General features: G+C 60.7%; 22 protein-coding genes and 2 tRNA genes. 16 read left to right on the top strand and 8 right to left on the bottom strand.

Going from position 1 to position 25,601, the window contains the following annotated elements:
- Window positions 1-37: 37 nt before the first annotated feature.
- A complete protein-coding gene (locus tag QMK52_RS04640; protein ID WP_320403853.1) occupies window positions 38-1,573 on the bottom strand; it encodes an HDOD domain-containing protein in 1,536 nt (511 codons plus the stop codon).
- A 166-nt stretch (window positions 1,574-1,739) separates the two neighbouring features.
- Between QMK52_RS04640 and motA the strand changes: the two genes are divergently transcribed.
- Together motA and motB are read left to right on the top strand one after the other, a co-directional pair.
- Window positions 1,740-2,591 (top strand): flagellar motor stator protein MotA, encoded by an 852-nt coding sequence (gene motA, locus QMK52_RS04635; RefSeq protein ID WP_005784209.1) that lies wholly within the window; start codon window positions 1,740-1,742, stop codon window positions 2,589-2,591.
- Window positions 2,592-2,594: 3 nt separating this feature from the next.
- On the top strand, window positions 2,595-3,614 hold the full coding sequence (gene motB / locus QMK52_RS04630) for a flagellar motor protein MotB (RefSeq protein ID WP_005784211.1): 1,020 nt from the start codon (window positions 2,595-2,597) through the stop codon (window positions 3,612-3,614).
- A gap of 61 nt (window positions 3,615-3,675) precedes the next feature.
- Here motB and QMK52_RS04625 read toward each other — a convergent pair whose 3' ends face one another.
- Both QMK52_RS04625 and rsgA read right to left on the bottom strand, forming a co-directional pair.
- The gene (locus QMK52_RS04625; protein WP_320403852.1) at window positions 3,676-4,071 is read right to left on the bottom strand and encodes a type II toxin-antitoxin system PemK/MazF family toxin; all 396 of its coding nucleotides are present in this window, start codon (window positions 4,069-4,071) and stop codon (window positions 3,676-3,678) included.
- A 286-nt stretch (window positions 4,072-4,357) separates the two neighbouring features.
- Window positions 4,358-5,389 (bottom strand): small ribosomal subunit biogenesis GTPase RsgA, encoded by a 1,032-nt coding sequence (gene rsgA, locus QMK52_RS04620; protein WP_005784215.1) that lies wholly within the window; start codon window positions 5,387-5,389, stop codon window positions 4,358-4,360.
- Window positions 5,390-5,497: 108 nt separating this feature from the next.
- Here rsgA and orn point away from each other — a divergent pair, with 108 nt between their 5' ends.
- Together orn and QMK52_RS04610 are read left to right on the top strand one after the other, a co-directional pair.
- A complete protein-coding gene (orn, locus tag QMK52_RS04615; RefSeq protein ID WP_005784217.1) occupies window positions 5,498-6,040 on the top strand; it encodes an oligoribonuclease in 543 nt (180 codons plus the stop codon).
- A 182-nt stretch (window positions 6,041-6,222) separates the two neighbouring features.
- Window positions 6,223-6,840 carry a trimeric intracellular cation channel family protein gene (locus QMK52_RS04610; protein WP_172833454.1) on the top strand — a complete coding sequence of 206 codons (618 nt, stop codon included), beginning with the start codon at window positions 6,223-6,225 and terminating at the stop codon, window positions 6,838-6,840.
- On the opposite strand, the gene queG is transcribed toward QMK52_RS04610, so the two are convergent.
- A complete protein-coding gene (gene queG / locus QMK52_RS04605; protein ID WP_005784221.1) occupies window positions 6,837-7,901 on the bottom strand; it encodes a tRNA epoxyqueuosine(34) reductase QueG in 1,065 nt (354 codons plus the stop codon). The two genes, QMK52_RS04610 and queG, sit on opposite strands and share 4 nt — an antisense overlap.
- Window positions 7,902-7,964: 63 nt before the next feature.
- On the opposite strand from queG, the gene QMK52_RS04600 reads away from it, so the two are divergent.
- From QMK52_RS04600 to QMK52_RS04545, 12 genes are all read left to right on the top strand, one after another.
- Window positions 7,965-8,825, top strand: coding sequence for an NAD(P)H-hydrate dehydratase (locus QMK52_RS04600; RefSeq protein WP_194439952.1), 861 nt, complete (start codon window positions 7,965-7,967; stop codon window positions 8,823-8,825).
- Window positions 8,813-9,283, top strand: a complete 471-nt coding sequence (gene tsaE / locus QMK52_RS04595; RefSeq protein WP_032878210.1) for a tRNA (adenosine(37)-N6)-threonylcarbamoyltransferase complex ATPase subunit type 1 TsaE — start codon at window positions 8,813-8,815, stop codon at window positions 9,281-9,283. Before QMK52_RS04600 ends, tsaE begins: the two co-directional genes overlap by 13 nt.
- A gap of 17 nt (window positions 9,284-9,300) precedes the next feature.
- On the top strand, window positions 9,301-10,722 hold the full coding sequence (locus QMK52_RS04590) for an N-acetylmuramoyl-L-alanine amidase (protein ID WP_005784227.1): 1,422 nt from the start codon (window positions 9,301-9,303) through the stop codon (window positions 10,720-10,722).
- Window positions 10,722-12,638, top strand: coding sequence for a DNA mismatch repair endonuclease MutL (gene mutL / locus QMK52_RS04585; RefSeq protein WP_005784229.1), 1,917 nt, complete (start codon window positions 10,722-10,724; stop codon window positions 12,636-12,638). Before QMK52_RS04590 ends, mutL begins: the two co-directional genes overlap by 1 nt.
- Window positions 12,638-13,609, top strand: coding sequence for a tRNA (adenosine(37)-N6)-dimethylallyltransferase MiaA (miaA, locus tag QMK52_RS04580; RefSeq protein WP_005784231.1), 972 nt, complete (start codon window positions 12,638-12,640; stop codon window positions 13,607-13,609). Before mutL ends, miaA begins: the two co-directional genes overlap by 1 nt.
- Window positions 13,610-13,703: 94 nt before the next feature.
- Entirely contained in the window at window positions 13,704-13,964 is a 261-nt protein-coding gene (gene hfq, locus QMK52_RS04575) for an RNA chaperone Hfq (protein WP_003188059.1), read from the top strand.
- Window positions 13,965-13,976: 12 nt separating this feature from the next.
- Window positions 13,977-15,278 (top strand): ribosome rescue GTPase HflX, encoded by a 1,302-nt coding sequence (gene hflX / locus QMK52_RS04570; protein WP_003188061.1) that lies wholly within the window; start codon window positions 13,977-13,979, stop codon window positions 15,276-15,278.
- A gap of 96 nt (window positions 15,279-15,374) precedes the next feature.
- Complete coding sequence (gene hflK, locus QMK52_RS04565) at window positions 15,375-16,550, top strand: FtsH protease activity modulator HflK (RefSeq protein ID WP_005784234.1); 1,176 nt, start codon at window positions 15,375-15,377, stop codon at window positions 16,548-16,550.
- Complete coding sequence (gene hflC / locus QMK52_RS04560; RefSeq protein ID WP_003188064.1) at window positions 16,550-17,416, top strand: protease modulator HflC; 867 nt, start codon at window positions 16,550-16,552, stop codon at window positions 17,414-17,416. The genes hflK and hflC overlap by 1 nt, the downstream gene beginning before the upstream one ends.
- 293 nt (window positions 17,417-17,709) lie before the next feature.
- Entirely contained in the window at window positions 17,710-18,897 is a 1,188-nt protein-coding gene (locus QMK52_RS04555) for an ATP phosphoribosyltransferase regulatory subunit (RefSeq protein ID WP_005784236.1), read from the top strand.
- A gap of 54 nt (window positions 18,898-18,951) precedes the next feature.
- Window positions 18,952-20,241: an adenylosuccinate synthase gene (locus QMK52_RS04550; RefSeq protein ID WP_005784238.1), complete on the top strand. Its 1,290-nt coding sequence runs from the start codon at window positions 18,952-18,954 to the stop codon at window positions 20,239-20,241.
- A gap of 139 nt (window positions 20,242-20,380) precedes the next feature.
- The gene (locus tag QMK52_RS04545) at window positions 20,381-22,315 is read left to right on the top strand and encodes a methyl-accepting chemotaxis protein (protein WP_005784240.1); all 1,935 of its coding nucleotides are present in this window, start codon (window positions 20,381-20,383) and stop codon (window positions 22,313-22,315) included.
- Window positions 22,316-22,405: 90 nt separating this feature from the next.
- On the opposite strand, the gene QMK52_RS04540 is transcribed toward QMK52_RS04545, so the two are convergent.
- From QMK52_RS04540 to QMK52_RS04525, 4 genes are all read right to left on the bottom strand, one after another.
- On the bottom strand, window positions 22,406-23,959 hold the full coding sequence (locus QMK52_RS04540) for an ABC transporter permease (RefSeq protein WP_005784242.1): 1,554 nt from the start codon (window positions 23,957-23,959) through the stop codon (window positions 22,406-22,408).
- Window positions 23,959-24,984, bottom strand: a complete 1,026-nt coding sequence (locus QMK52_RS04535) for an iron ABC transporter substrate-binding protein (protein WP_194439954.1) — start codon at window positions 24,982-24,984, stop codon at window positions 23,959-23,961. Before QMK52_RS04535 ends, QMK52_RS04540 begins: the two co-directional genes overlap by 1 nt.
- A 143-nt stretch (window positions 24,985-25,127) precedes the next feature.
- Window positions 25,128-25,214 (bottom strand) — tRNA-Leu (locus QMK52_RS04530).
- A 154-nt stretch (window positions 25,215-25,368) separates the two neighbouring features.
- A tRNA-Leu gene (locus QMK52_RS04525) sits at window positions 25,369-25,455 on the bottom strand.
- Between the last annotated feature and the right edge of the window lie 146 nt (window positions 25,456-25,601).

Raw genomic sequence — 25,601 nt, 5'->3', positions numbered from 1 at the left:
ATGTTGGCGATTAAAGACGGCGATTGTAGCGCAAGCATCAGGCGCTGCGGTTGGTAAAGCTGTGCAGGGCTTTTTCGATGCATTGGGCGGTTTTGCCGAACGCCTGCACGGTGGTTTCCGAGAACGGCCCGCCGCCTTGGTCCGCCACTACCAGCATCACCACGCGGCCATTGCAGCTCAGCGAACGCAGCAGCAAGTGCTCGCCCGTAAACAGGCGACGCAGGATAGGCGGCAGCAGGGCGGAAAACTGCGCATGGTTGTCGGGGGTCAGACGCACCTGAGCGGACTTTTCCAGCAGGCGTTGCAGCAATGTGCTGTTGACCACATCCAGGCTCAGGTGCGCGGCGTCCCTGGGCAAGCCGTCGGCCTGATGCACGCGCAAGGTGCTCAAGGCGCGATCTGCCATGAATATCAGTACCCGCTGCATGCCACTGGCCACCAGGGCTTCCTTGGCACAGGTGGTCAGGTGCATGGCGTTGGCAAAGCGGCTCGGCTCCACCAGCAAATCGGTGCAACGCGTGCGCCATACGGCCAGGGCTTCAGCCGTGGGCGGCGGCGCGGGCAACAAGCCGCGATGGACTTTTTGCACATGCCACGGCCAGATCAGCGACAGCGCCGGGTGCCAGAGGTCGGGCATCAAGGTGGTGCGGGCGCTCGTGACTGCCTGCTGGTGCGCCTGTTGTTGCACATCACTCAAGGGCACTTGCAGGTATAGCGCGGTGAGGTATTGCCAGCGTTCGGTGTGCGGGCAGGTCCAGGATTCCTGGGCGGACATCGCCAGGCCGTTGGCCAGCAACACGGTATTGGCTGGTTGGTTCAGCCAGCGGCGCAGGTTGGGTTCGGCGTCGAGCAATTGCTGGTGGCGCAAGGCGTCGTCTTCGCGGGCAATATGCAGCGCCTTGACCAGCAGGCGTTGCTCGGTCAGCAGCAGCTTGTAGCCCTGCGAAACCCAGATCGGCAGGTGCCAGGCTTCGGTCAGGCCCCGGCACAGGTCCAGTAAGCGCACACCGAACAGTTCCTGCTCGACCTGGCGCGCCGACTGGCCCTTGTGAATCACCCGCAGCTCCCATTCCTCCAAAAGCTTGGGGTAGGCGACGGCCATCGGCCACAGTGGCGACAGAAACAGCAGGCTGCCCCAGTGGATGTCCTGCCATAGCCGCGCCAGGCGACTGCCGAACAAGCCGTTGGCTTGCTGGGACGCGTGCTGGCTGACCAGCAGCAGTTGGCGCAATGCGACTGGAATGTCTCCGGCCGGCACCGAAGGTAGGCGTGCCAGCAACTCCTCGGCACGTTTGAGGCCTAGGCGGTTAAGCGCTACTTCGAGGTTTTCGGCGGGCTCGGCCAGGCTCCCATGGGCTTGGCTGTTGGCCTCGCGCATCACGCTCAGCACCAGGGCCGGGCTGTTTTGCATCAGCTCGGCAATGTCTCGCAATGAACTGCGGCTGTCGCGGATGGCTTTGCACACGCGCTCATGGTTGGCCTGGGGAACGGGCAGCAGCACGTCGTCAAGGCGCTTGATCCAAGCGGCGAGGGTGGTGGGGCGGTTCGTTGGGACTGTCGTTTCGATTGCCATGATTGGGGCGCGATCATCACTTGTGTTCAACACACCCGGAACGGGCCGAATTGGCTTTTCGCCTTAACGGGCTATAGTCTGGCGCAGTTTTGCCGATAAGTAGAACAAGAGTTTTCTGCTGCACCCACTATGTCCATGAACCCGACGGCGCAAGTACCCATCTCCTATGGCTAAAATTATCGGCATCATTGTCGTCATCGCAAGTGTGCTCGGAGGGTACGTCCTCTCCCACGGTAAAATCGCCGCACTGATCCAACCTTTCGAAGTGCTGATCATCGGCGGCGCCGCGTTTGGCGCATTCTTGCAGGCCAACCCCGGCTACATGACCATGCACGTGATCAAGAAATCGCTGGGCATGTTCAGTTCGCGTTTTTCCCACACCTTCTATCTGGAAGTGCTGGGGCTGATCTACGAGATCCTCAACAAGAGCCGCCGCGAAGGCATGATGGCGATCGAAGGCGACATCGAAGACGCCGCCGCCAGCCCGATTTTCGCCAAGTACCCGGCCGTGCTCAAAGATGAGCGCATGACCGCGTATATCTGTGACTACCTGCGCATCATGTCCTCCGGCAACATGGCTCCCCATGAGCTGGAAGGCCTGTTCGACATGGAGTTGTTCAGCCTCAAGGAAGAGCTGGAGCATCCTTCCCATGCCGTGACCGGCATCGCCGATGGCATGCCCGGTTTCGGTATTGTCGCGGCGGTGCTGGGTATCGTGGTGACCATGGCGTCCTTGGGCGAGGGCGATCAAGCGGCCATCGGCATGCACGTGGGTGCGGCGCTGGTGGGTACCTTCTTCGGTATTCTCGCGGCCTATGGCTTCTTCGGCCCGCTCGCTACTTCCCTGGCCCACGATGCCAAGGAAGAGGTCAACCTCTACGAAGCGATCAAGGCGTGCCTGGTGGCTTCGGCATCGGGGATGCCGCCATCGCTGGCCGTGGAGTTCGGGCGCAAGGTGCTGTACCCCAAGCATCGCCCAAGTTTCTCCGAGCTGGAACAAGCGGTTCGCGGTCGCTAAGCCATGGAAAACAACCAGCCGATCATCATCAAGCGCGTCAAGCGCTTCGCTGCGGGGCACCATGGTGGTGCCTGGAAAATCGCATTCGCCGACTTTGCCACGGCGATGATGGCGTTCTTCCTGGTGCTGTGGCTGATGTCCACCGCCACGCCAGAACAGAAGATCGCCATCGCCGGTTACTTCAAAGACCCGATTGGCTTTTCGGAAAGCGGTACGCCATTTGTCATCGATCTGGGCGGTTCACCGCAACTGGCGCCAGAGCGCACCATCAACCCGGAAGTGCAAACTGAGTCGCCCCAGGAAAAAATCCCGATTGAGCGCGATACCGTCGAAACCATGGCCGAGCAGGTCGAGCAGGAACGCCTGGAACTGTTGCTGCAGGAGTTGCAGACCAAGGTTGAGGAAAACCCGCAACTGCTGAAATTCAAGGATCAGATTTCGTTCGAGATCACGCCCGAAGGGCTGCGCATCCAGATCACGGACGCCGCCAACCGGCCGATGTTCGATTCCGGCAGTGCGCGCTTGAAGCCGTACTTTGAAGACATCCTGCTGGCCATGGCCGACACCATCAAGGCGGTACCGAACAAGATCAGCATCAGCGGCCATACCGACGCCAAGCCCTACGCGGGCCAGGGCGATTTCGGCAACTGGGAACTCTCGGCCAACCGCGCCAACGCCGCCCGCCGTGCGCTGGTGGCCGGCAGCTATCCGGACCCGCAAGTGGCACGGGTGGTGGGCTTTGCCTCATCGCAGTTATTTGATCCCAAAGACCCGTTCAACCCGGTCAACCGACGTATCGATATCGTGGTGCTGACCAAAAAAGCCCAGCGTGCGATTGAAGGCGACCAGCCACCGCCACCGGTACCGACTCAGGGCGATGGTGCGCCAGGCGAAGTGCCGGCCGACCCCAACGCACTGCCGCCTGAGCAGGAACCACTGCCGGCCCATGAGTTGCGGCAGAAGCTGAACCTGTTTGATGATGGCGGGGTGAAGGATCCTACGGTGCCTGCGCCGGCCTCGTAACTTATCTCTCTACAGCAGAAACCAAAACGCCCCGAATCATTCGGGGCGTTTTCATTGGCGGTCAGAGTGGCAGGTAGGCTTTGACACCATTAACTACGCCTCGCATGTCGTCGGCGCACAGGCGTGGGACAAAGTACTCTCGGCCTTTTGTGCGAGTCTTTCTATGCAGTTTGTCGAGGCGCTCGAAGCTGAAGGTATAAATCATGTCGCACTTCACCCAAAGCTCTTTATAGCCATCGGACTGAAGTGGATTGGTGCGTAGCAAGTGGTGCCAGTCGTGCTGGGTTTCTGGCGCAGTAGAGGAGATTGGCACCACGGTGCAGAGCTTGCGATTGTGGGGCGCGGTAGGCGATATCACGACAACCTTGCGGATCTTCAGCATTTCCGGTGCAACAAAACCTCGTGTGAAGTCATACAGCAGCACGTCGCCTTGTTTGGGGTGATAGTAGAGAGCCAAATGTTAATTCCCCACAAAAAGCAAAGCCGCCCGAAGGCGGCTTCATTCGACACGCAGCGGAGCTTGCTTCGCCCCTTCTGCGCCGCTGGATCAACCCCGAAAAGGATCCAGACTCCTGCCAGCTTTCGCTGGTGACGGAGCAATTATGGGCATCAGGAAATCTGAATACAAGCTGGCTTGTGTGTATGAGCCACCCAGTTGATCCGGATTCTTGATGCCCGCTCCTGTTAAATCAATGGGCTAGGGCGTTCAGCGCCGTGGTTTATGTGTATCAAGAAATTGACCGTCAATAACTGCTCTCAGGCAAGCTCGCAATAATCGACCGATAGCTGTTCATCCGCTGCTGTTGCACGCGTCCATCCTCCAGCGCCTTGAGCAATGCACAGCCCGGCTCGCGGTCGTGTTTGCAGTCGCGGAAGCGGCAGGTGCCGATCAGGTCGTTGAACTCGATAAAGCCCGCTTCCACATCGCTGCGGCTGACGTGGCCCAAGCCGAATTCACGAATACCCGGGGAGTCGATCAACTCGCCGCCGCCGGGGAAGTGGAACAGCCTCGCGGTGGTGGTGGTGTGGGTGCCTTGCCCGGAAAGCTCCGACAGCGGCCCCACGCGGGTATCGACTTCCGGCAACAGGCTGTTGACCAGCGATGACTTGCCCACGCCAGACTGGCCGACAAACACGCTGATCCGCCCGTCCAGCTGCTGTTGCAGCTGTTCCATGCCGTTGCCGTGATGGGCCGACACTTCCAGCACCGGGTAGCCCAGGGTGCGATAGACCGCCAGCAACGCATTGAGCGCCGGGGCGTTCTGCTCGTCGATCAGGTCGAATTTGTTCAACAGCAACAGCGGGCGGATGCCGGCGTGTTCGGCCGCGACCAGGTAGCGGTCGATCAGGTTGGCATGGGGCTCGGGCAGTGGTGCGAACACGATCACAATCATGTCGACGTTGGCTGCCACCGGCTTGAGCTGGCCACGGCTGTCGGGGCGACGCAGCTCGGTGCTGCGCGGCAACTGGGCGACGATCACGCCGATGCCCTGGTTGCCGGCGCGCCACACGACTTTGTCGCCGGTCACCAGCGCAGGCAGGTTGGCGCGCAGGTGGCAACGGGACACCGAGCCTGCGAGTTCGCCTTCCAGCGCCTCGACTTCGACTTGCACACCAAAGTGCGCGATTACCAGGCCTGTTTGTTCGGGGCCCAGGTCGCCGCCCTCGAGCGCTTCCACGGCGGAGGATTCACGTTTGGCGGCACGCGCTGCGCGTTCACCTTGAATCTTTTCGATGCGCCAGTTTTGGCGACGGTTGAGCTGGCGTTTGGCCATTGGTGTTCCGTGTCGATAATGCAAAAGTTGGGTAAAACGGTCGCGAGTCTAGCACGGCCCCGCCTGCTAAACTGCGCAGCTACGCCAAGGTGCCAAGAGAATCAAGCCATGCAAAACCCACAGAACCTGATTTGGATCGATCTGGAAATGACCGGTCTGAACCCCGACAGCGACGTCATCATCGAGATGGCGACGATTGTCACCGACAGCAACCTCAACACCTTGGCCGAAGGTCCGGTGATCGCCATCCACCACAGCGACGCCGTGCTCGCCACCATGGATGAGTGGAACACCCGCACCCACGGTAACTCCGGGCTGACCCAGCGTGTGCGCGACAGCCGCATCAGCATGGCCGAAGCCGAAGCCGAAACCATCGCATTCCTGGAAAAATGGGTGCCCAAGGGCAAGTCGCCGATCTGCGGCAACAGCATCTGCCAGGACCGTCGCTTCCTTTATACGCATATGAAGGCGCTGGAGAGCTACTTCCACTATCGCAACCTGGACGTATCGACACTTAAGGAACTGGCTGCGCGTTGGGCCCCGGAGGTCAAGGACAGCTTCCATAAAGGCAGCACGCACCTGGCGCTGGATGATATTCGTGAGTCGATCGCCGAGTTGCAGCATTACCGCAAGCATTTCATCAAGGCTTGATTCTACGGCGCCAGTGAGTGCCCCATCGCAGGCAAGCCAGCTCCCACATTAGAATGGATTCGCAAATTCAAAGTGTGGGAGCTGGCTTGCCTGCGATACAGGCGACGCGGTTTATCGCCAAACGCCCCCTTTTGGTGCCATCAGCAAATGATTAGACTGCCGGCCTCCCTGCAAGGATCGCCATCATGCTGTTGATGCTCTACCTCATCGCCATCACCGCCGAAGCCATGACCGGCGCCTTGTCCGCCGGTCGGCGCGGCATGGACTGGTTTGGCGTGGTGCTGATCGCCTGCGTGACGGCCCTGGGCGGTGGTTCGGTGCGCGATGTGCTACTCGGCCACTACCCGCTGACCTGGGTCAAGCACCCGGAGTACCTGGTGCTGACCTCCGTGGCGGCGCTGGTGACGATCTTTATCGCGCCGCTGATGCGCCGCCTGCGCTCGCTGTTTTTGGCGCTGGACGCCTTGGGGTTGGTGGCATTCACCCTGATCGGCTGCATGACCGCCCTGGAAATGGGCCACGGCATGTTGGTGGCGTCGGTCAGCGGGGTCATCACCGGCGTATTCGGCGGCATCCTGCGGGATATCTTCTGTAACGACATTCCGCTGATCTTCCGCCGCGAGTTGTACGCCAGCGTGTCGTTCCTGGCTGCCTGGTTCTACTTGCTGTGCCTGTATCTGGAACTGCCCAGCGAACAGGCGATTCTGCTGACGCTGTTCAGCGGCTTTCTATTGCGCCTGCTGGCGATCCGTTTTCACTGGGAAATGCCCAAGTTCGTCTACAACGACGACGTACACTAGCGGGCCGCGTGCTGGTTCAGCGCCCATTCCACATGCTCGCGAACCAGCTCTGAGGGGTAGTCCCGCCGCGCCTTCAAGGCTTCCAATACCGGAATGCTTGACGGCGCATTGCCCAGGCCCACGGCCAGATTGCGTAACCAGCGCTCGTAACCGGCGCGGCGCAGGGGGGAGCCTTCGGTGCTGCTGAGGAATTTATCCTCGTCCCACATAAACAGTTCGGCTAACTCGGCGTTATCCAGGTTGTGCCTGGGCTTGAAATCGCTTTCGGCAGTGGGTCGAGCGAAACGATTCCATGGGCAAACGATCTGACAGTCATCGCAGCCAAAGACGCGGTTGCCGATCAGTGGGCGCAGGTCCTCGGGAATGGCGCTCTTTAGCTCGATGGTCAGATAGGAAATGCAGCGCCGGGCGTCCAGCACGTAAGGACCGACGAAGGCGTTGGTGGGGCAGATGTCCAGGCACGCCGTGCAACGGCCGCAGTGTTCGGTAGTGTGGGGTGGGTCCACCGGCAACGGTAAATCGACAAACAGTTCGCTCAAGAAGAAATAACTGCCGGCCTTGCGGTTGAGCACAAGGGTGTTTTTACCGATCCAGCCCAATCCGGCTTGTTCGGCGATGGCTTTTTCCAGGACCGGCGCGCTGTCGACAAAGGCGCGAAAGCCGAACGGCCCGATCTGCGCCTGGATGCGGTCGGCCAGCTGCTGCACGCGCTTGCGGATCAGCTTGTGATAGTCGCGGCCCAGGGCGTAGCGCGAGATATAGGCTTTTTCCGGCTGGCCCAGCAGTTGCGCCATCTGGGTGTCGCCGGGCAGGTAGTCCATGCGCAGTGACACCACGCGCAAGGTGCCGGGTACCAGTTCATCGGGATGGGAGCGTTTGCTGCCGTGGGCGCCCATGTAGTCCATCTCGCCGTGGTAGCCCGCGTCGAGCCAGCGTTGCAGGTGCTGTTCATGCTCAGCCAGGTCCAGGCCACTGATGCCGACTTGTTGAAAGCCCAGCTCGCGGCCCCAGTCTTTGATCGATTGGGCGAGGGCGGGCAGATCGGAGGTAATAGCAGGCATGAGACACGGGAAACCACAGGTTAGATGCGTATAATTCTGCCAGACATCGGAGCTTGAAGACGCATGCCTCAGACAAAACACCCAATTACCGACGTTCAGCTGTTGTTGCCCGGCCATTTGCCGCAACTGGCTGCGCGTTCTCCGGACGCCCATAAGGGCCAATTCGGCCACCTGCTGGTCATCGGTGGTGACCGTGGCTTTGGCGGTGCGGCGCTGCTGAGCAGCGAAAGTGCCCTGCGCAGCGGCGCCGGCATGGTCTCGCTGGCAACTCGACCGGAACATGTGCCAGCCGCTCTGGCCCGGCTGCCGGAAGTCATGGCTGTCGGCGTGAGCTCGGCCAACCAGTTGATGGGCCTGCTGGAAAAAATCTCGGTGATCGTCATTGGCCCGGGCCTGGGCGATGCCGCTTGGGGCAAAAGCCTGTTGTCGGTCGCGGCCAATGCCCGCCAGCCGCAGGTGTGGGACGCCGACGCGCTCAATCAACTGGCCACTGGCAGCGTCGAGCTGCCGGCCAACTGTGTGATTACTCCTCATCCGGGCGAAGCTGCGCGTTTGTTGGGGCTATCGACAGCCGAGGTTCAGGCCGATCGCCTTAATGTGGCGCGCGTGTTGAGCCAAAAATTCAATGCAGTGGCTATCCTAAAGGGTGCTGGCAGTTTGATTGCCAGTCCGGATGGACGGCTTGCCCGTTGTGATCAAGGCCACCCGGCGATGGCGACGGCGGGGCTCGGTGATGTCTTGGCTGGTCTGGTCGGCGCGCTATTGGCTCAGGGTATGCCCGCGTACGAGGCAAGCTGCCTGGCCGTGTGGTTGCACGCTACCGCTGGAGACCGCCAGGGCAGTTTTGGTCGGGGGCTGGCTGCCAGCGACCTGATCCCTGCCATTCGTCAATTGCTGGAGGAGCAGTCGCCGTGCCTGAAGTAATTCTTTTCCTGGCAGATGAAGAGGCCATGGTCGCGTTGGGGCAGCGTCTTTCGCAGGTCACGCAAGGGGCAGGGTTGATCTTTCTCGAAGGCGATCTCGGCGCAGGCAAAACCACATTGTCCCGGGGGATTATTCGCGGCCTGGGCCATACCGGCGCGGTAAAAAGCCCGACCTTTACGTTGGTCGAGCCCTACGAGATCGGCGACGTGCGTGCTTTCCACTTCGATCTTTATCGCCTGGTAGATCCAGAGGAACTGGAGTACATGGGCATCCGTGATTACTTCGATGAAGATGCGTTGTGCCTGATCGAATGGCCAGATAAAGGCACAGGCTTTTTGCCAAAGCCAGACATGACCATTACCATTACGCCGCATGAGCACGGACGTCAGCTGAAGTTGTTGCCCCAGAGCGTGCGCGCTGAAGCGTGGTGCACCGCTCTGGCATTGGAATTCAAATAAAATTGGTGGGGTTAGGTATGCGCTTTCGCGCGTTGGTTGCTGTCGTGGGGGTGTTGCTTGCGGCAATGACTGTCAATGCTCTGGCTGCTTCACAGGTAAAAAGTGTTCGCCTGTGGCGAGCGCCGGATAACACGCGACTGGTGTTCGACCTGTCTGGCCCGGTCCAGCACAGCGTCTTCACCCTGACGGCGCCTGATCGCCTGGTGATCGACATCAACGGTGCGAGCCTGGCCGCGCCGCTGAAGGTCTCTACCGCCAACACACCCATTACCGCCATGCGCTCGGCCCAGCGTACGCCGACTGACCTGCGCGTGGTCATCGACCTGAAAAAGGCCGTTACGCCAAAGAGCTTCTCCCTGGCGCCCAACGCCCAATACGGTAACCGCCTGGTGGTCGACCTGTTCGACAACCCCGCCGACGCGGCACCACCGCCTGCGCCGACGCCAAGCGTGGCTACCGTGCCTGCGGTGCCGGTCAACCCGTCGCAACCCCAGGTCAAGTTGCCACCACCGCCGCCCGCGCCGGCCGGCAAGCGCGACATTATCGTGGTGATCGACGCCGGCCACGGTGGCGAAGATCCGGGGGCTTCCGGCTCACGCGGCCAGCATGAGAAAGACGTGGTACTGGCCATTGCTCGCGAGCTGCAACGCCAGGTCAACGGCATGAAAGGCTACCGCGCCGAGCTGACCCGCACCGGTGACTACTTCATTCCGTTGCGTGGCCGTACCGAAATTGCGCGCAAGAAGGGCGCTGACCTGTTCGTGTCCATTCACGCCGACGCCGCGCCTTCAACTGCTGCATTTGGTGCCTCGGTATTTGCCCTGTCGGATCGCGGTGCCACGTCCGAGACCGCCCGCTGGCTGGCCGACAGTGAAAACCGCTCCGACTTGATCGGCGGGGCCGGCAACGTGTCCCTCGATGACAAGGACAAGATGCTCGCCGGCGTGCTGCTCGACCTGTCGATGACTGCCTCGCTGACCTCCAGCCTGAACGTTGGCCAGAAAGTCCTGAGTAACATCGGCCGCGTGACATCGCTGCACAAACAGCGTGTGGAGCAGGCCGGGTTCATGGTGCTGAAGTCGCCGGATATCCCGTCGATCCTGGTGGAAACCGGGTTTATCTCCAACGCCAACGAGGCCTCCAAGCTGGCCAGCTCCAGCCACCAGCAAGCGCTGGCGCGCTCCATCAGCGCAGGCGTGCGCCAGTTCTTCCAGCAGAACCCGCCGCCCGGCACTTACATCGCCTGGCTGCGCGACTCCGGCAAAATCGCCCAGGGCCCGCGCGACCATCGTGTGCAACCCGGCGACACCGTTGCCATGCTGGCGGTACGTTTCCAGGTCACGCCTGCGGCTTTGCGCAGCGCCAATAACCTGAAAACCGATGAGTTGAAGATTGGCCAGGTATTGACCATTCCCGGCACTGAATTGGCGGCACAGTAATGAGCGAATCCTTGTTGAACAGCGGCTCGCGCATCGAATTGCTCAGCCCGCGCCTGGCTAACCAGATTGCTGCGGGTGAGGTCGTCGAGCGCCCGGCGTCGGTGATCAAGGAACTGCTGGAAAACAGCATTGACTCCGGTGCCAAGCGCATCGATGTCGACGTGGAGCAGGGCGGCGTCAAGTTGCTGCGGGTACGTGATGACGGCAGCGGCATCTCCTCCGATGATCTGCCGCTGGCCCTGGCGCGTCACGCCACCAGCAAGATCCGCGACCTGGAAGACCTTGAGCGGGTCATGAGCCTGGGCTTTCGCGGTGAGGCCCTGGCCTCCATCAGTTCCGTGGCGCGCCTGACCCTGACCTCCCGCACCCGCGACGCCGAGCAAGCCTGGCAAGTGGAAACCGAAGGCCGCGACATGGCGCCTCGGGTCCAGCCGGCTGCACACCCAGTGGGCACTTCGGTAGAAGTGCGCGACCTGTTCTTCAACACCCCGGCGCGGCGCAAATTCCTCAAGGCCGAGAAAACCGAATTCGATCACCTGCAAGAAGTCATCAAGCGCTTGGCCCTGGCCCGTTTCGATGTGGCGTTTCACCTGCGCCACAACGGCAAGACCATCCTCAGCCTGCACGAAGCCAACGACGACGCCGCCCGCGCACGACGTGTGGCAGCCGTGTGCGGCAGCGGTTTCCTGGAGCAGGCGCTGCCGATTGAAATCGAGCGCAATGGCCTGAGGTTGTGGGGTTGGGTGGGGTTGCCGACGTTCTCCCGTAGCCAGGCCGACTTGCAGTACTTCTTTGTGAATGGCCGTGCGGTTCGCGACAAGCTGGTAGCCCATGCGGTGCGCCAGGCTTATCGCGACGTACTGTTCAACGGCCGGCACCCCACGTTTGTGCTGTTCTTCGAGGTCGACCCGTCGGTGGTCGACGTCAACGTGCACCCGACCAAGCACGAAGTACGCTTCCGGGACGGGCGCATGGTGCATGACTTCCTGTATGGCACGCTGCATCGCGCCTTGGGCGATGTGCGCCCGGATGATCAACTGTCAGCGCCGATTGTCACGGCGGTGGTGCGCCCGAGCGGTCCGGAAGCCGGAGAGTTCGGCCCCCAGGGTGAAATGAGCCTGGCGGCCAACCTGCTGCAATCGCCGCAGTCGCAACCGACCTACACGGCGCCGAACGCAGGCGCCGGTGCGGGCTACCAGTATCAATACACGCCGCGTCCGCAGTCGACCGTGCCGGTGGCCGAGGCCCAGGCGGCGTACCGGGAGTTTTTTGCGCCGCTGCCGGGTGCCGAGGCGGGTGCTGCTGTCGCGTTGCCCGAAGGTGGCGGTGATATCCCGCCGCTGGGCTATGCCCTGGCGCAGCTCAAGGGCATCTACATCCTCGCGGAAAACGCCCATGGCCTGGTGCTGGTGGACATGCATGCCGCCCACGAACGGATCATGTACGAGCGCCTGAAGATCGCCATGGCCAGCGAAGGCCTCAGCGGTCAGCCATTGCTGGTGCCCGAATCCCTGGCAGTCAGCCAGCGAGAGGCCGATTGCGCCGAAGAGCACCACAGCGTGTTCCAGAAGCTGGGTTTTGAGCTACAACGTCTGGGCCCGGAAACCCTGGCGATCCGTCAGATTCCCGCGCTGCTAAAGCAGGCCGAAGCCAACCGCCTGGTGGCCGACGTGCTGGCAGACCTGATGGAATACGGCACCAGCGACCGTATCCAGGCGCATATCAACGAATTGCTCGGCACCATGGCCTGCCACGGCGCCATCCGCGCCAATCGCCGCCTGGCCCTGCCGGAAATGAACGGCCTGCTGCGTGACATGGAAAACACCGAGCGCAGCGGCCAATGCAACCATGGCCGACCGACCTGGACCCAAATGGGCCTGGACGATCTGGACAAACTGTTCTTGCGCGGCCGTTGATGAGCGCCTTGCCCCCCGCGATCTTCCTGATGGGCCCCACGGCCGCCGGCAAGACCGACCTGGCCATCGAGCTGACCAAGGTGCTGCCCTGCGAGTTGATCAGTGTCGACTCTGCCCTGGTTTACCGGGACATGGATATCGGCACGGCCAAGCCGTCCAAAGCGCTATTGGCCCAATATCCGCACAAGTTGATCGACATCATCGACCCGGCGCAGAGCTATTCGGCTGCGGATTTTCGCACCGACGCCCTGGCGGCCATGGCCGAGATCACCGCGCGCGGCAATATCCCGCTGCTGGTGGGTGGCACCATGCTCTACTACAAGGCATTGCAGGAAGGGCTGGCCGATATGCCGCCTGCCGATGCCCAGGTGCGCGGCGAACTCGAAGAAGAGGCCGCACGCCTCGGCTGGCAAGCCCTGCACGACCAATTGGCGGCGGTGGACCCGGTGTCCGCGGCGCGCATTCACCCCAATGACCCCCAGCGCCTCACCCGTGCCCTGGAAGTCTGGCGTGTGAGTGGCCGGACCATGACTGAACACAGGCTGAAACAAAGTGCGCAAAGTGCTGATGCAGGCGCATCTGGACAGTCACAATTGCCCTATACTGTGGCGAATCTGGCCATCGCTCCGGCAAATCGCCAGGTGCTGCATGAACGAATTGCACAAAGATTCACAATTATGTTGGAACAGGGGTTTGTGGACGAGGTCGTAGCACTGCGTTCAAGAGGTGACCTGCATGCCGGGCTGCCTTCGATACGTGCTGTAGGCTACCGCCAAGTCTGGGATCATCTGGATGGCAAGCTGACGTCAGCCGAAATGCAGGAGCGCGGCATCATCGCCACGCGCCAATTGGCGAAGCGCCAGTTCACCTGGCTGCGCAGCTGGAGCGATTTGCACTGGTTGGACAGCCTGGACAGCGACAATCTGTCACGCGCCTTGAAATACTTGGGAACGGTCTCCATATTGAGCTGAGTCCTTGCAATTGCCGTCTATCCTTGGGGGTGTGACGGCCATAAGCTATCTATTTTCCGATTTTTTATTATTGATCCTTAAAGGAGTGCGGCACATGTCAAAAGGGCATTCGCTACAAGACCCTTACTTGAATACTTTACGTAAAGAGAAAGTTGGGGTTTCCATCTATCTGGTCAACGGTATCAAGTTGCAAGGCACGATCGAGTCGTTCGACCAGTTCGTGATCCTGCTGAAAAACACCGTCAGCCAGATGGTTTACAAGCACGCTATCTCGACAGTCGTTCCAGTTCGTCCTATCCGTCTGCCTAGCGCAGCAGGTGATGAACAGGGTGACGCTGAGCCAGGTAACGCCTGATAGGAGTCTCCTTTGTTCTTTGAGCGCCACGGTGGTGGTGAGCGAGTAATCCTCGTTCACTTGGATGGACAGGACCCTGAGGCGCGCGAAGATCCGCAGGAGTTTCAGGAGTTGGCAAATTCGGCCGGCGCCGAGACCGTTGCGTTTTTTAACGTGCCGCGTCATCGGCCAACCGCCAAATACCTGATCGGCAGCGGCAAGGTCGAGGAACTGCGCGACCTGGTTCATGCTGAAGAAGCCGATCTGGTGATCTTCAATCACACCCTCACGCCCAGTCAGGAGCGTAACCTCGAACGTGTTTTCGAGTGTCGCGTGATCGACCGTACCGGCCTGATTCTCGATATTTTCGCCCAGCGCGCCCGTACCCATGAAGGCAAGCTCCAGGTCGAACTGGCCCAGCTTGATCACATGAGCACCCGCCTGGTTCGCGGCTGGACTCACCTTGAGCGTCAAGGTGGCGGTATCGGTATGCGCGGTCCGGGTGAAACCCAGCTGGAAACCGACCGGCGTCTGCTGCGGGTTCGCCTGCGCCAGATCAAGGGCCGCCTGGAAAAAGTCCGCAGCCAGCGCGAACAATCGCGCCGTGGCCGTTCCCGTGCGGATATCCCTACCGTGTCCCTGGTGGGCTATACCAACGCCGGCAAGTCCACGCTGTTCAACAACGTGACGAAATCGGACGTGTACGCGGCCGACCAACTGTTCGCCACCCTCGACCCGACCTTGCGCCGTCTGGACATAGACGACCTGGGGCCGATTGTCCTGGCCGATACCGTGGGTTTCATTCGTCACTTGCCGCACAAGCTGGTCGAGGCATTTCGGTCTACGCTCGAAGAGTCGAGCAATTCCGACCTGCTGCTGCACGTGATCGATGCGGCCGAACCGGATCGCATGTTGCAGATTGAACAGGTCATGGTGGTGCTGGGCGAGATTGGTGCCCAGGACTTGCCGATCCTCGAGGTCTATAACAAACTCGATTTGCTTGAAGGTGTTGAGCCACAAATCCAGCGTGACGAAAACGGCAAGCCCCAGCGGGTCTGGCTGTCGGCGCGTGATGGCAGTGGTTTGGAGCTGCTTGAGCAAGCAATTGCCGAACTGCTGGGCAGCGATTTGTTTGTCGGCACCTTGCGCTTGCCGCAGCGTTTTGCTCGACTGCGGGCACAGTTTTTCGAACTGGGTGCGGTACAGAAAGAAGAACACGATGAAGAAGGTGTCAGCTTGCTGGCCGTTCGATTGCCACGCTCGGAGCTCAATCGACTGGTCAGTCGCGAGGGTGTTGTGCCGGCGGAGTTCATCGAACAACACACTTTGCAATAAAAGCCTGAGAAAGCGGTTGTGCCGCAGTAGCAGGCATTCTGTAGCATTGGTCGGCGCGCCGTGGGTGCGTCTTTGCTTTATCAGATGGAGAGCGCTATGGCTTGGAATGAGCCGGGTGGCAACTCGAATAATCAGGATCCTTGGGGTGGTAAGCGCCGCAATAATGGCGACCGCAAGGGGCCACCGGATCTCGACGAGGCCTTCCGAAAGCTGCAGGAAAGCCTGAATGGGTTGTTCGGTGGTGGAAAAAAACGTGGTGGTGACGACGGCGGTCGCACCAGCAAGGGCGGCGGCTACGGCCTGCTGGGCCTGGGCCTTGTCGTGCTCGCGGCCGTATGGCTGTACAGCGCGGTCTACGTGGTGGACGAGCAGGAGCAAGCCGTGGTGCTGCGCTTCGGCAAGTACTACGAGACTGTCGGGCCGGGCCTGAACATCTATTTCCCGCCGATCGACAAGAAGTACATGGAAAACGTCACGCGTGAGCGTGCGTACACCAAGCAGGGCCAGATGCTGACCGAAGACGAGAACATCGTCGAAGTGCCGCTGACCGTGCAGTACAAGATCAGCAACCTGCAGGACTTCGTGCTGAACGTTGATCAGCCGGAGATCAGCCTGCAACACGCAACCGAAAGCGCCCTGCGCCACGTGGTCGGTTCCACCGCCATGGACCAGGTGCTGACCGAAGGTCGTGAATTGATGGCCAGTGAAATCAAGGAGCGCCTGCAACGGTTCCTCGATACCTATCGCACCGGTATCACTGTCACTCAGGTGAACGTACAGAGCGCCGCGGCACCGCGTGAAGTGCAGGAAGCGTTTGACGATGTGATCCGCGCCCGTGAAGACGAGCAGCGTTCGCGCAACCAGGCTGAAACCTATGCCAACGGCGTTGTGCCGGAAGCCCGTGGTCAGGCCCAGCGCATCCTTGAAGATGCCAACGGTTATCGCGACGAAGTGGTCTCGCGCGCCAAGGGTGAGGCAGATCGCTTTACCAAGCTGGTTGCCGAGTACCGCAAGGCGCCGGAAGTTACGCGTGAGCGTCTGTACCTGGACACCATGCAGGAAGTTTTCAGCAACACCAGCAAGGTTCTCGTGACCGGCAACAAGGGTGGGCAGAACAACCTGCTGTACCTGCCGCTGGACAAGATGATCGAAAGTGGTCGTAGCGGCACCAGCGCACCGTCCACCGGTTCGAATGCCGCTGCCAACGAAGCGAGCGCCCGTGCGGCCGCTGACTTGCTGCAACAGCAAACACGTACCAGGGAGAGTCGTTGATGAGCAATAAATCGCTGACCGCCCTGATTGTGGGCGTCGTCGTGGTCATCGCTGCCTGGAACTGCTTCTACATCGTGGCTCAGACCGAGCGTGCGGTGCTGCTGCAATTCGGTCGCGTGGTCCAGGCGGATGTCCAGCCGGGCCTGCATGTGAAAGTCCCCTACGTCAACCAGGTGCGCAAGTTCGACGCCCGCCTGATGACCCTGGATGCACCGACACAGCGCTTCCTGACCCTGGAAAAGAAAGCCGTGATGGTTGACGCCTACGCCAAGTGGCGCGTCAAGGATGCCGAGCGCTTCTACACCGCGACCTCCGGCCTCAAGCAGATTGCCGACGAGCGTTTGTCCCGTCGTCTGGAATCGGGCCTGCGTGACCAGTTTGGTAAGCGCACCCTGCATGAGGTGGTTTCTGGTGAACGTGATGCGCTGATGGCGGATATCACCCGTTCGCTGAACACCATGGCGGAAAAAGAGCTGGGTATCGAAGTCGTCGATGTCCGGGTCAAGGCCATTGACCTGCCCAAGGAAGTGAACCGCAGCGTGTTCGAACGTATGAGCACTGAGCGTGAGCGTGAAGCTCGTGAGCACCGTGCCAAGGGTAACGAGCTGGCTGAAGGTATCCGCGCCGATGCTGACCGTCAGCGCCGAGTCCTGCTGGCAGAAGCCTATCGTGAGTCTGAAGAGGCCCGCGGTGATGGTGATGCTCAAGCGGCGGCGATCTACGCCAAGGCTTACGGCCAGGACCAGGAGTTCTACGCGTTCTACCGTAGCCTGCGTGCCTACCGTGAAAGCTTCGCGAACAAAACCGACGTTCTGGTGCTGGACCCAAGCAGCGACTTCTTCCGCTACCTGGAAAAGTCCAAGTAACAGGCCTGTGATTCTGTAGGGCCCACTCCGTCGGGCGGCTAAAATGCCTGGCGGGGTGATCCTTTCAGAAAACGGGTGTATGATGCGGCAGCCGGGAAATTCCCGGCTTTTTTGCGTCTGCATGTTTGATTCGGCAGGCGTGACAGGTTTTTCGAGGAAAGTGCCCGACGAGGCCGTTTGCAGGCCGTTCGTCACGTCGCTCTTGCGCGTGGTTTATGCAGGAGGCGGGTATTTTCTGCTTCACTCAAGGCTCGGCCGAGGGCTGGCCGCCCGGATCAAAGGGGAATGGCGTAATGGCAACGGTAGACCGCTGGCTGCTGCCAGATGGCATCGAAGAAGTACTGCCACCAGAAGCTGCGCGCATTGAAGTAGCGCGTCGCCAGGTGTTGGATCTGTTCCAGAGCTGGGGTTACGAGTTTGTCGTGACTCCCCATATCGAGTACCTGGAATCCCTGCTGACTGGCGCGGGCCAGGACCTGGATCTGCGCACCTTCAAGGTGATCGACCCGCAATCGGGCCGGCAAATGGGGTTCCGTGCCGACATCACGCCGCAAGTGGCGCGCATCGACGCGCACACCCTGCGCCGCGAAGGTCCGAGCCGCCTGTGCTACGCCGGCAGCGTGTTGCATGCCCAGCCGCGAGCCTTGTCGTCTTCGCGCAGCCCGATCCAGTTGGGTGCCGAGTTGTACGGCGATGCCAGCCCGAGCAGCGACGTTGAAGTGATCAGCCTGATGCTGGCCATGCTGCAACTGGCTGACGTGCCGGATGTCCACATGGACCTGGGCCACGTCGGTATCTATCGTGGCCTGGCCCGTGCGGCCGGCTTGTCCGGTGAAGTGGAGCAACAGTTGTTCGATGCCCTGCAGCGCAAGGCAATCGACGAAGTAATCGCCCTGACCGAGGGTGTGCCGGCTGAACTGGCCGGTATGCTACGTGCGCTGGTGGACCTGTGCGGTGGTCGTGAAGTGCTGGTGGCTGCGCGTGAGCGCCTGGCCAATGCGCCGGCGCCGGTATTGGCGGCACTGGATGACGTGCTGGCGATTGCCGAACGCTTGTCGGCGCGGTTCCCGCAGTTGCCGCTGTATTTTGATCTGGGCGAGTTGCGCGGCTACCACTACCACACCGGTGTGGTGTTCGCGGTATTTGTCCCGGGTGTTGGCCAGGCCATCGCCCAAGGTGGTCGTTACGACGATATCGGCGCCGACTTCGGTCGCGCGCGTCCGGCCACTGGTTTTTCCACCGATTTGAAAACCCTGGTGACCCTGGGGCGTGCTGAGGTCGAGCTGCCGTCTGGTGGCATCTGGATGCCCGACAGTACGGACGCGGCGCTCTGGCAGCAGGTTTGCCAGTTACGCAGTGAGGGTCTGCGTGTGGTCCAGGCCTTGCCTGGGCAGCCATTGGCCGCCGCCCGTGAAGCGGACTGCGACCGGCAATTGATTCAGCAGAACGGGCTTTGGCAAGTATCGCCACTGGCTTCTTGAGTTTTCCTGTCGGCCATCGCCGGCACCAAGTTTGCGCGAATGAGGACAAGTGTTATGGGTAAGAATGTCGTAGTCCTGGGCACCCAATGGGGTGATGAGGGCAAAGGCAAGATCGTTGATCTGCTGACCGAACATGCTGCCGCCGTAGTGCGCTACCAGGGTGGCCACAACGCTGGCCACACCCTGGTCATCGATGGCGAAAAAACCGTCTTGCACCTGATCCCGTCGGGCGTACTGCGCGAAGGCGTGCAGTGCCTGATCGGCAACGGCGTGGTAGTTGCACCTGACGCCCTGCTGCGCGAGATCACCAAGCTGGAAGAGAAAGGCGTACCGGTGCGCGAGCGCCTGCGCATCAGCCCGTCCTGCCCGCTGATCCTGTCGTTCCACGTTGCGCTGGACCAGGCCCGTGAAAAGGCGCGGGGCGAGCTGAAGATCGGCACTACCGGTCGCGGCATCGGCCCGGCCTATGAAGACAAGGTAGCGCGTCGTGGCCTGCGTGTGGGCGACCTGCTCAACATGCCGCGTTTTGAAGACAAGCTGCGTGAACTGGTGGATTACCACAACTTCATGCTGGTCGGTTACTACAAAGAGCCTGCCATCGAGTTCGACAAGACCCTGGCCGAGTGCAAGGAATATGCAGAGCTGCTCAAGCCGCTGATGCTGGACGTGACCGCCGAGCTGCACGACCTGCGTCGCGCCGGCAAAGACATCATGTTCGAAGGCGCCCAGGGCTCGTTGCTGGACATCGACCACGGTACCTACCCGTACGTGACCAGCTCCAACACCACTGCTGGCGGCGTTGCCACAGGTTCAGGCGTTGGTCCGATGTTCCTGGACTACATCCTGGGCATCACCAAGGCTTACACCACCCGTGTAGGCTCGGGTCCGTTCCCGACTGAACTGTTCGACGACGTTGGCGCGCACCTGGCCAAGCAAGGTCACGAATTCGGCGCCACCACTGGCCGTGCTCGTCGTTGCGGTTGGTTCGACGCCGTTATCCTGCGTCGCGCTATCGATGTGAACAGCATTTCGGGCATTTGCCTGACCAAGCTGGACGTACTCGACGGCCTGGAAGCCATCAACATCTGCGTCGGCTACAAAGACGCACAAGGCAACGACGTTGCCCCGACCGACGCTGACAGCTACGTGGGCCTGCAGCCTGTGTACGAAGAAGTGCCAGGTTGGACCGAATCGACCGTGGGCGCCAAGACCCTGGAAGAACTGCCAGCCAACGCCCGCGCTTACATCAAGCGTGTGGAAGAGCTGATCGGTGCACCGATCGACATTATTTCGACCGGCCCGGACCGCAACGAGACCATCGTTCTGCGTCACCCGTTCGCTTAATAAACTGTTGATGTAAAAAGCAAAGGGCTCCTTCGGGAGCCCTTTGTCGTTTCTGTCTGGCAAACGGCACGACCCTTGCTGTGTTTCCCTCTTTCGAGGTGCTATCAAATTAGTGGCACCCGTGGTGGAGGGGTTTCCAGTGTCTGCCGTTCTCTCGTTGTTACAAAGCCGTCTGTTGCGGCCGGTGTTCGTTACCCTTGGTATCGCCCTTTTGGTGCAAGTGCTGGTTGCCGTCGCGCTGACGCGGAGCACCGTGACCGCGCTGGAAGCTGATTTGGGTAATCGTCTGGGCATCGATAGTCAGAAACTGTCTGGCGAATTGGCCCAGGCCGGCAAGGAGGTCATGTCCAGCCTGGACAGCTTGTCCTCCAGCACGCGCCAGCGCCTGACAGCCGGGCTTTCCACGCGTCTGCAGGAAGAGCAGAAGCAACTGCGTGCGACCCTGGAAAAAGACCTGAAAGACTCCGCCAATGACATGGCGCAGTTGCTGGCCTCCGTCGCACCCCGCGCCATGTGGGACAGCGATGTGCCAACACTCTCGGAATTTGCCCGGCGTGCCCAACGCAATCCCAATGTGTTGTTTGTCGTGTATGACGACGCCGCGGGTGAGCACCTGACGCGTTATCTGAACCGTGATAACCCGATCAACCAGGCGTTGCTGGCAAAGGGCGCGGGTGAGCGTGCCCTCGATAAGGTGTTGAACGCGGCCAAGACAGACCCGTCGGTGTACTACGTCGAAGCCTCCATCAGCCCAAATGGTGTGGAAATTGGCAAGGTGCGCATGGGCGTGTCGACCGCTGCGGTTGAGGCCGATCTGCAAGCATTGGATAAGCGCTTTGCCGCGCTGATCGCCAGCGGTGATCAACTGGTGGGCGACAGCCTGCAGGGAGCGGCGGCTGATAGTGCCAGCGCCATGGGCGCCAGGCTGCAGTCGGCACAGGCAACTGCCACCCAAATGACTGCAAACACCTCCAGTGCCGTACAAGAAGCGGCGGGCACCCTGCGTTGGCGTATTGGCATGGGCCTGGCATTGGTGGGGCTTGGCGTATTGCTGTTACTCGCTGTTGTGTTGGGCCGGCGCGTGGTCAATCGTCTCAAGCTGCTTATTGCCGCCATGGATGACCTCGCGGCAGGGGAGGGCGACCTCACCAAGCGTGTGCAGATCAACAGCAAGGACGAAATCGGTGATATGGCTTCGGCGGTCAATCGCTTTGTGGATAAGTTGCAGCCCATCGTGCGCGAGGCGGGCGATGTGGCCCAGCGTACCGGTGTGGAAATCGGCGCCATGACATTGCGTAACGCGGGCGCCGACGCGGCAGCGGGCTTGCAGCGCGACGAGGTTGCAGAGAGCTTGCGCGCACTTTCGCAGATGGCTGACGAGGCCCAGGCCGAAAGCCACGCCATGCAAGCGGCCTTGCAGCAGGTGGTGGATATTCGCCAGGCCACGGATGAGAACTCGCGCACCTCGGCTGAGGTCGGCAGCTTGATCGAGGCGTTGGCGGGGCAGGTGCAGGCTGGCTCCCAGGTGATCGAGCGGCTGGCGCAGCAAAGCGAGCAGATCGAAGTCGTACTTACCGTGATTCATGGCATTGCCGAGCAAACCAATTTGCTCGCCCTGAATGCGGCTATCGAAGCGGCGCGGGCGGGTGAGACTGGACGTGGCTTTGCCGTGGTGGCGGACGAAGTGCGTGCGCTGGCCAGCAAGACCCAAAGCTCCACAGGCGATATCCAGGCGCATATCGTGGCGTTACAACAGGGCGCGCGTGAGGCGGTGGAAACCATCGGCAAGGCTGGTCGCCAGGCCAATGAGGGCTTGCTGGTGTTGCGCGACAGTGTGCGTTTGCAGCAGACAGTGCAGGCGTCGGTCGAGCAGGTGCACGCCGCGATTGGTCTGGCGACGCGTGCGGCTGAGCACCAGGCTCAGGGCGCCCATGCGGTGCGTGGGCGGGTCGAAGTGATCCATGCCCAGGCCGAGCGTGCGGCGCAGGCAGTGGTGGAGACGACAGCCAGTGGCAAGGTGCTGGATGGGTTGGCGGCGCAGTTGAAGGCGAGTCTGGGGCAGTTCCGGGCTTAGTGTTGCCTGTGCCGGCCTCATCGGGGGCAAGCCCCTCCCACATTTGGAATGCGTTCCAATGTGGGAGGGGGCTTGCCCCCGATAGCGGTCTCAGCGACTCAGATACATCCGAGTCGTAAGCAAATACACCGGCAATCCCGACACCAATATCAACAACGCTGCATAAGGTGCCGCCGCCGCAAACTCCACATTCGAAGTATGCGCCCACACGGCCGTCGCCAAGGTATTCAACCCCGTAGGGCTGAGCAGCAACGTCGCCGTCAATTCCTTCATCGCATCCAGGAACACCAACGCAAACGCAGCCCCCAGCGCTGGAAAGATAATCGGCAGCGTCACCCGACAAAACGCACTGAACGACGAAGCCCCCAGCGTGCGCGCCGCTTCTTCCAGCTGCGGTGCTGCTTTGTTCAAGGCCGTACGAATCGGCGCCTGGGCCAATGGCAAGAACAGCAGCGCATAAGCGATCAACAGCAACGCCGAGGTCTGGTACAGCGCGGGCACGTAATGCAGCGCGAAATACACCAGTGTCAGTGCAATCACCAGGCCGGGCAGGGCGTGCAGCAGGTAGGGCAGCCGTTCGGCCCACAGTGCCAACTGGCCTTTGTAGCGCACCACCAGCAAACCTACGGGCACCGCCAGTACCAGGCACAACGCCGCGCCTCCCAGCGACAAGGCAAGTGAGGAGAGCAACGCCTCGCCAATTTCAGCCAGTGGAAACGCGGCGGAAGATCCGACGGCCAACCAATAACCGAGCATCCCCAGCGGAATGCCGCTGCCAATGATCGCCAGCGCCAGGCAATACACCTGCCCCAATGGTGCCCACTTGCCCAGCCGGACCTGCTCGGCATGTCGCGCCGCGCCCTGGCCAATGCGCACGTGTCGGCCTTTACCGCGCACGCGCAGCTCCAGCCACAGCAAGGTCAGGCACATCACCAGCAACACCGCCGAGAGCATCGCGGCATTGGCGTTGCTGAATTCCAATTCGAATTGCTGGTAGATCGCGGTGGTAAAGGTCTGCAGTCCGATGATCGACAAGGCCCCGAACTCCACCAGCATGTGCAGGGCGATCAGGAGTGCCCCGGCCAATAGCGACGGCCACAGCAGCGGCAAGGTGATGCGAAAGAACACGCCCCAGCGATTCAGTCCCAGGGTGCGCGCGGACTCTTCCAGGGATGGGTCAAGGTTACGCAAGGTTGCGGCCACCGGTAGAAACACCAGCGGGTACTTGGACAGACTCATCACCAGAATCGCGCCACCGAGCCCTTCGAAGCTCGCGCTCAGGGACACCCAGGTAAAGCTGCTGACAAACGCAGGCACCGCAAACGGCAGGCACAGGATTACGCCCCAGATCCTTCTTCCCGGCAGGTTGCTGCGTTCCAGCAGCCAGGCCAGGGACAGGCCGATCACGCCACAGGTCACGGTCACGCCGACCATCAGTGCGAGGGTGTTGCGCAGCAGGCCGAACACATACGGCCTCCACAGCAGATGCACCGCCTCTGCCCAGCCGGCCTGCCAGGCCTTGAGTCCGACATACGCCAGTGGCAGCAGGCTCAGGCCGACGAGCAGCAGTACTGGCAGCAACAGCCAGATCGACGGACGTTTGCGCCGTGGGCTGAATGCCCCGGCCGTTAGCGACGCGGTCATCAGTTCAAGCCAACATCACGTTCCAGTTCCAAGGCTTCTTCGGCGTTGCCAAGGTCGGCTGGGGTGACTTTCGGCGGCTGCAGCTCGCTAAAGGGCTTGAGGCCACGGTTGGACTCCATGCCTTTGCGCAGCGGGTATTCGGCCGAGGTGTTGGTGATCACGCGCTGGCCTTCTTCACTGGCCATGAATGCCAGCAGTTGCTGAGCTTCTTTGGGGTGTTTGCTGGATTTCAGTGCGGCAGCGGATGATACGGTGATCAGGCCGCCAGCATCGCCATCGGTGAAGTAGTGCAGTTGGGAGTCCAGGTTGGTTTTTTCCTTTTTCAGGGCAAACCAGTAATAGTTGTTCACCAGCACGGTGGCCACTTCGCCATTTTCAACGGCCTTGAGGGCGACCATATTGTTGCTGTACACCTTGCCGAAGGCGCGCAGGCCGGTCAGCCACTCTTCGGCGGCTTCGCGACCGTGCAGTTTGATGATCGCCACGGCTTGTTCCTGGAAGGCACCGCTGGTGGGCACGAAGCCAACCTTGCCTTGCCACTCGGGGCCGGCGAAATCCAGGACGGATTTGGGCAGGTCCTTTTCAGCAATCAGTTTTGGATTGAACGCCACCACGCGGGTGCGTGCAGTCACGCCCATCCAATCACCATTACGACCGACGTAATCCTTGGGTAGCACGTCGAGGGTGCTGGCATCGATCTTCGCCAGCAAACCTTGCTCGCCGAGTTTGTTCAGCGGCGGCGATTCTTCGGTATAGATCACGTCGGCGGGGGAGCGGTCACCTTCTTCGACGACCTGGCTGGCCAACTGATTGCTGCTGCCTTTGCGCACGTTGACGTGAATGCCGGTCTTGGCTTCAAAGGCTTTGGCGAGTTCATCGCCGACTTCCTTGTGTTGGCCGTTGTACAAGGTCAGGGCGATCTTGTCGGCAGAATAGGCGGCGGGCGAGAGCAGGGTCAGGCTGAGCAGGGTGAGGCTCAGGCCGCGCAGAAGGGATGTTTTGAGACGGTTATCGCGGATCATCATCCGAAGTGTTCCTCGCTATATGCAACAAATCATTGCAAGGATAAACGATAAAACTTCTCAAGTGCGGACGAGGGGGAAATCGCTGGGGAGTTTTTCGAGCGTCAGAAACGAAAAAACCCGCTTTCGCGGGTTTGATCTGAATTTGGTGCCCAGGAGAAGACTCGAACTTCCACGACCTTGCGATCACCAGCACCTGAAGCTGGCGTGTCTACCAATTTCACCACCTGGGCATTATCTAACAACGTTGCCGCTGTTGATGGGGCGAACTATACGGCGGGCTTTTTGATCTGTAAACCCCTGATTCGAAAAATATAAATCAATTTTTCCGTTAAAAATCAAAGGCCTGAAACGAAAAAACCCGCTTTCGCGGGTTTGATCTGAATTTGGTGCCCAGGAGAAGACTCGAACTTCCACGACCTTGCGATCACCAGCACCTGAAGCTGGCGTGTCTACCAATTTCACCACCTGGGCATTATCCGACAACGTTGCCGTCGTCGATGGCGCGCACTATACGGAGCGATATTTGAGCTGTAAACCCCTGCCATGAAAAAACCCTGGAAAATTTCGCCAGTGGTCGTGCAAGGTGCGCGGCGGGGGGCGTAAAGGTCTTTTAAACG

The sequence above is a fragment of the Pseudomonas sp. P9_2 genome (assembly GCF_034008255.1).
GTDB classification, from domain to species: domain Bacteria; phylum Pseudomonadota; class Gammaproteobacteria; order Pseudomonadales; family Pseudomonadaceae; genus Aquipseudomonas; species Aquipseudomonas synxantha_A.
This window is presented reverse-complemented; position numbering and strand designations above follow the sequence as displayed.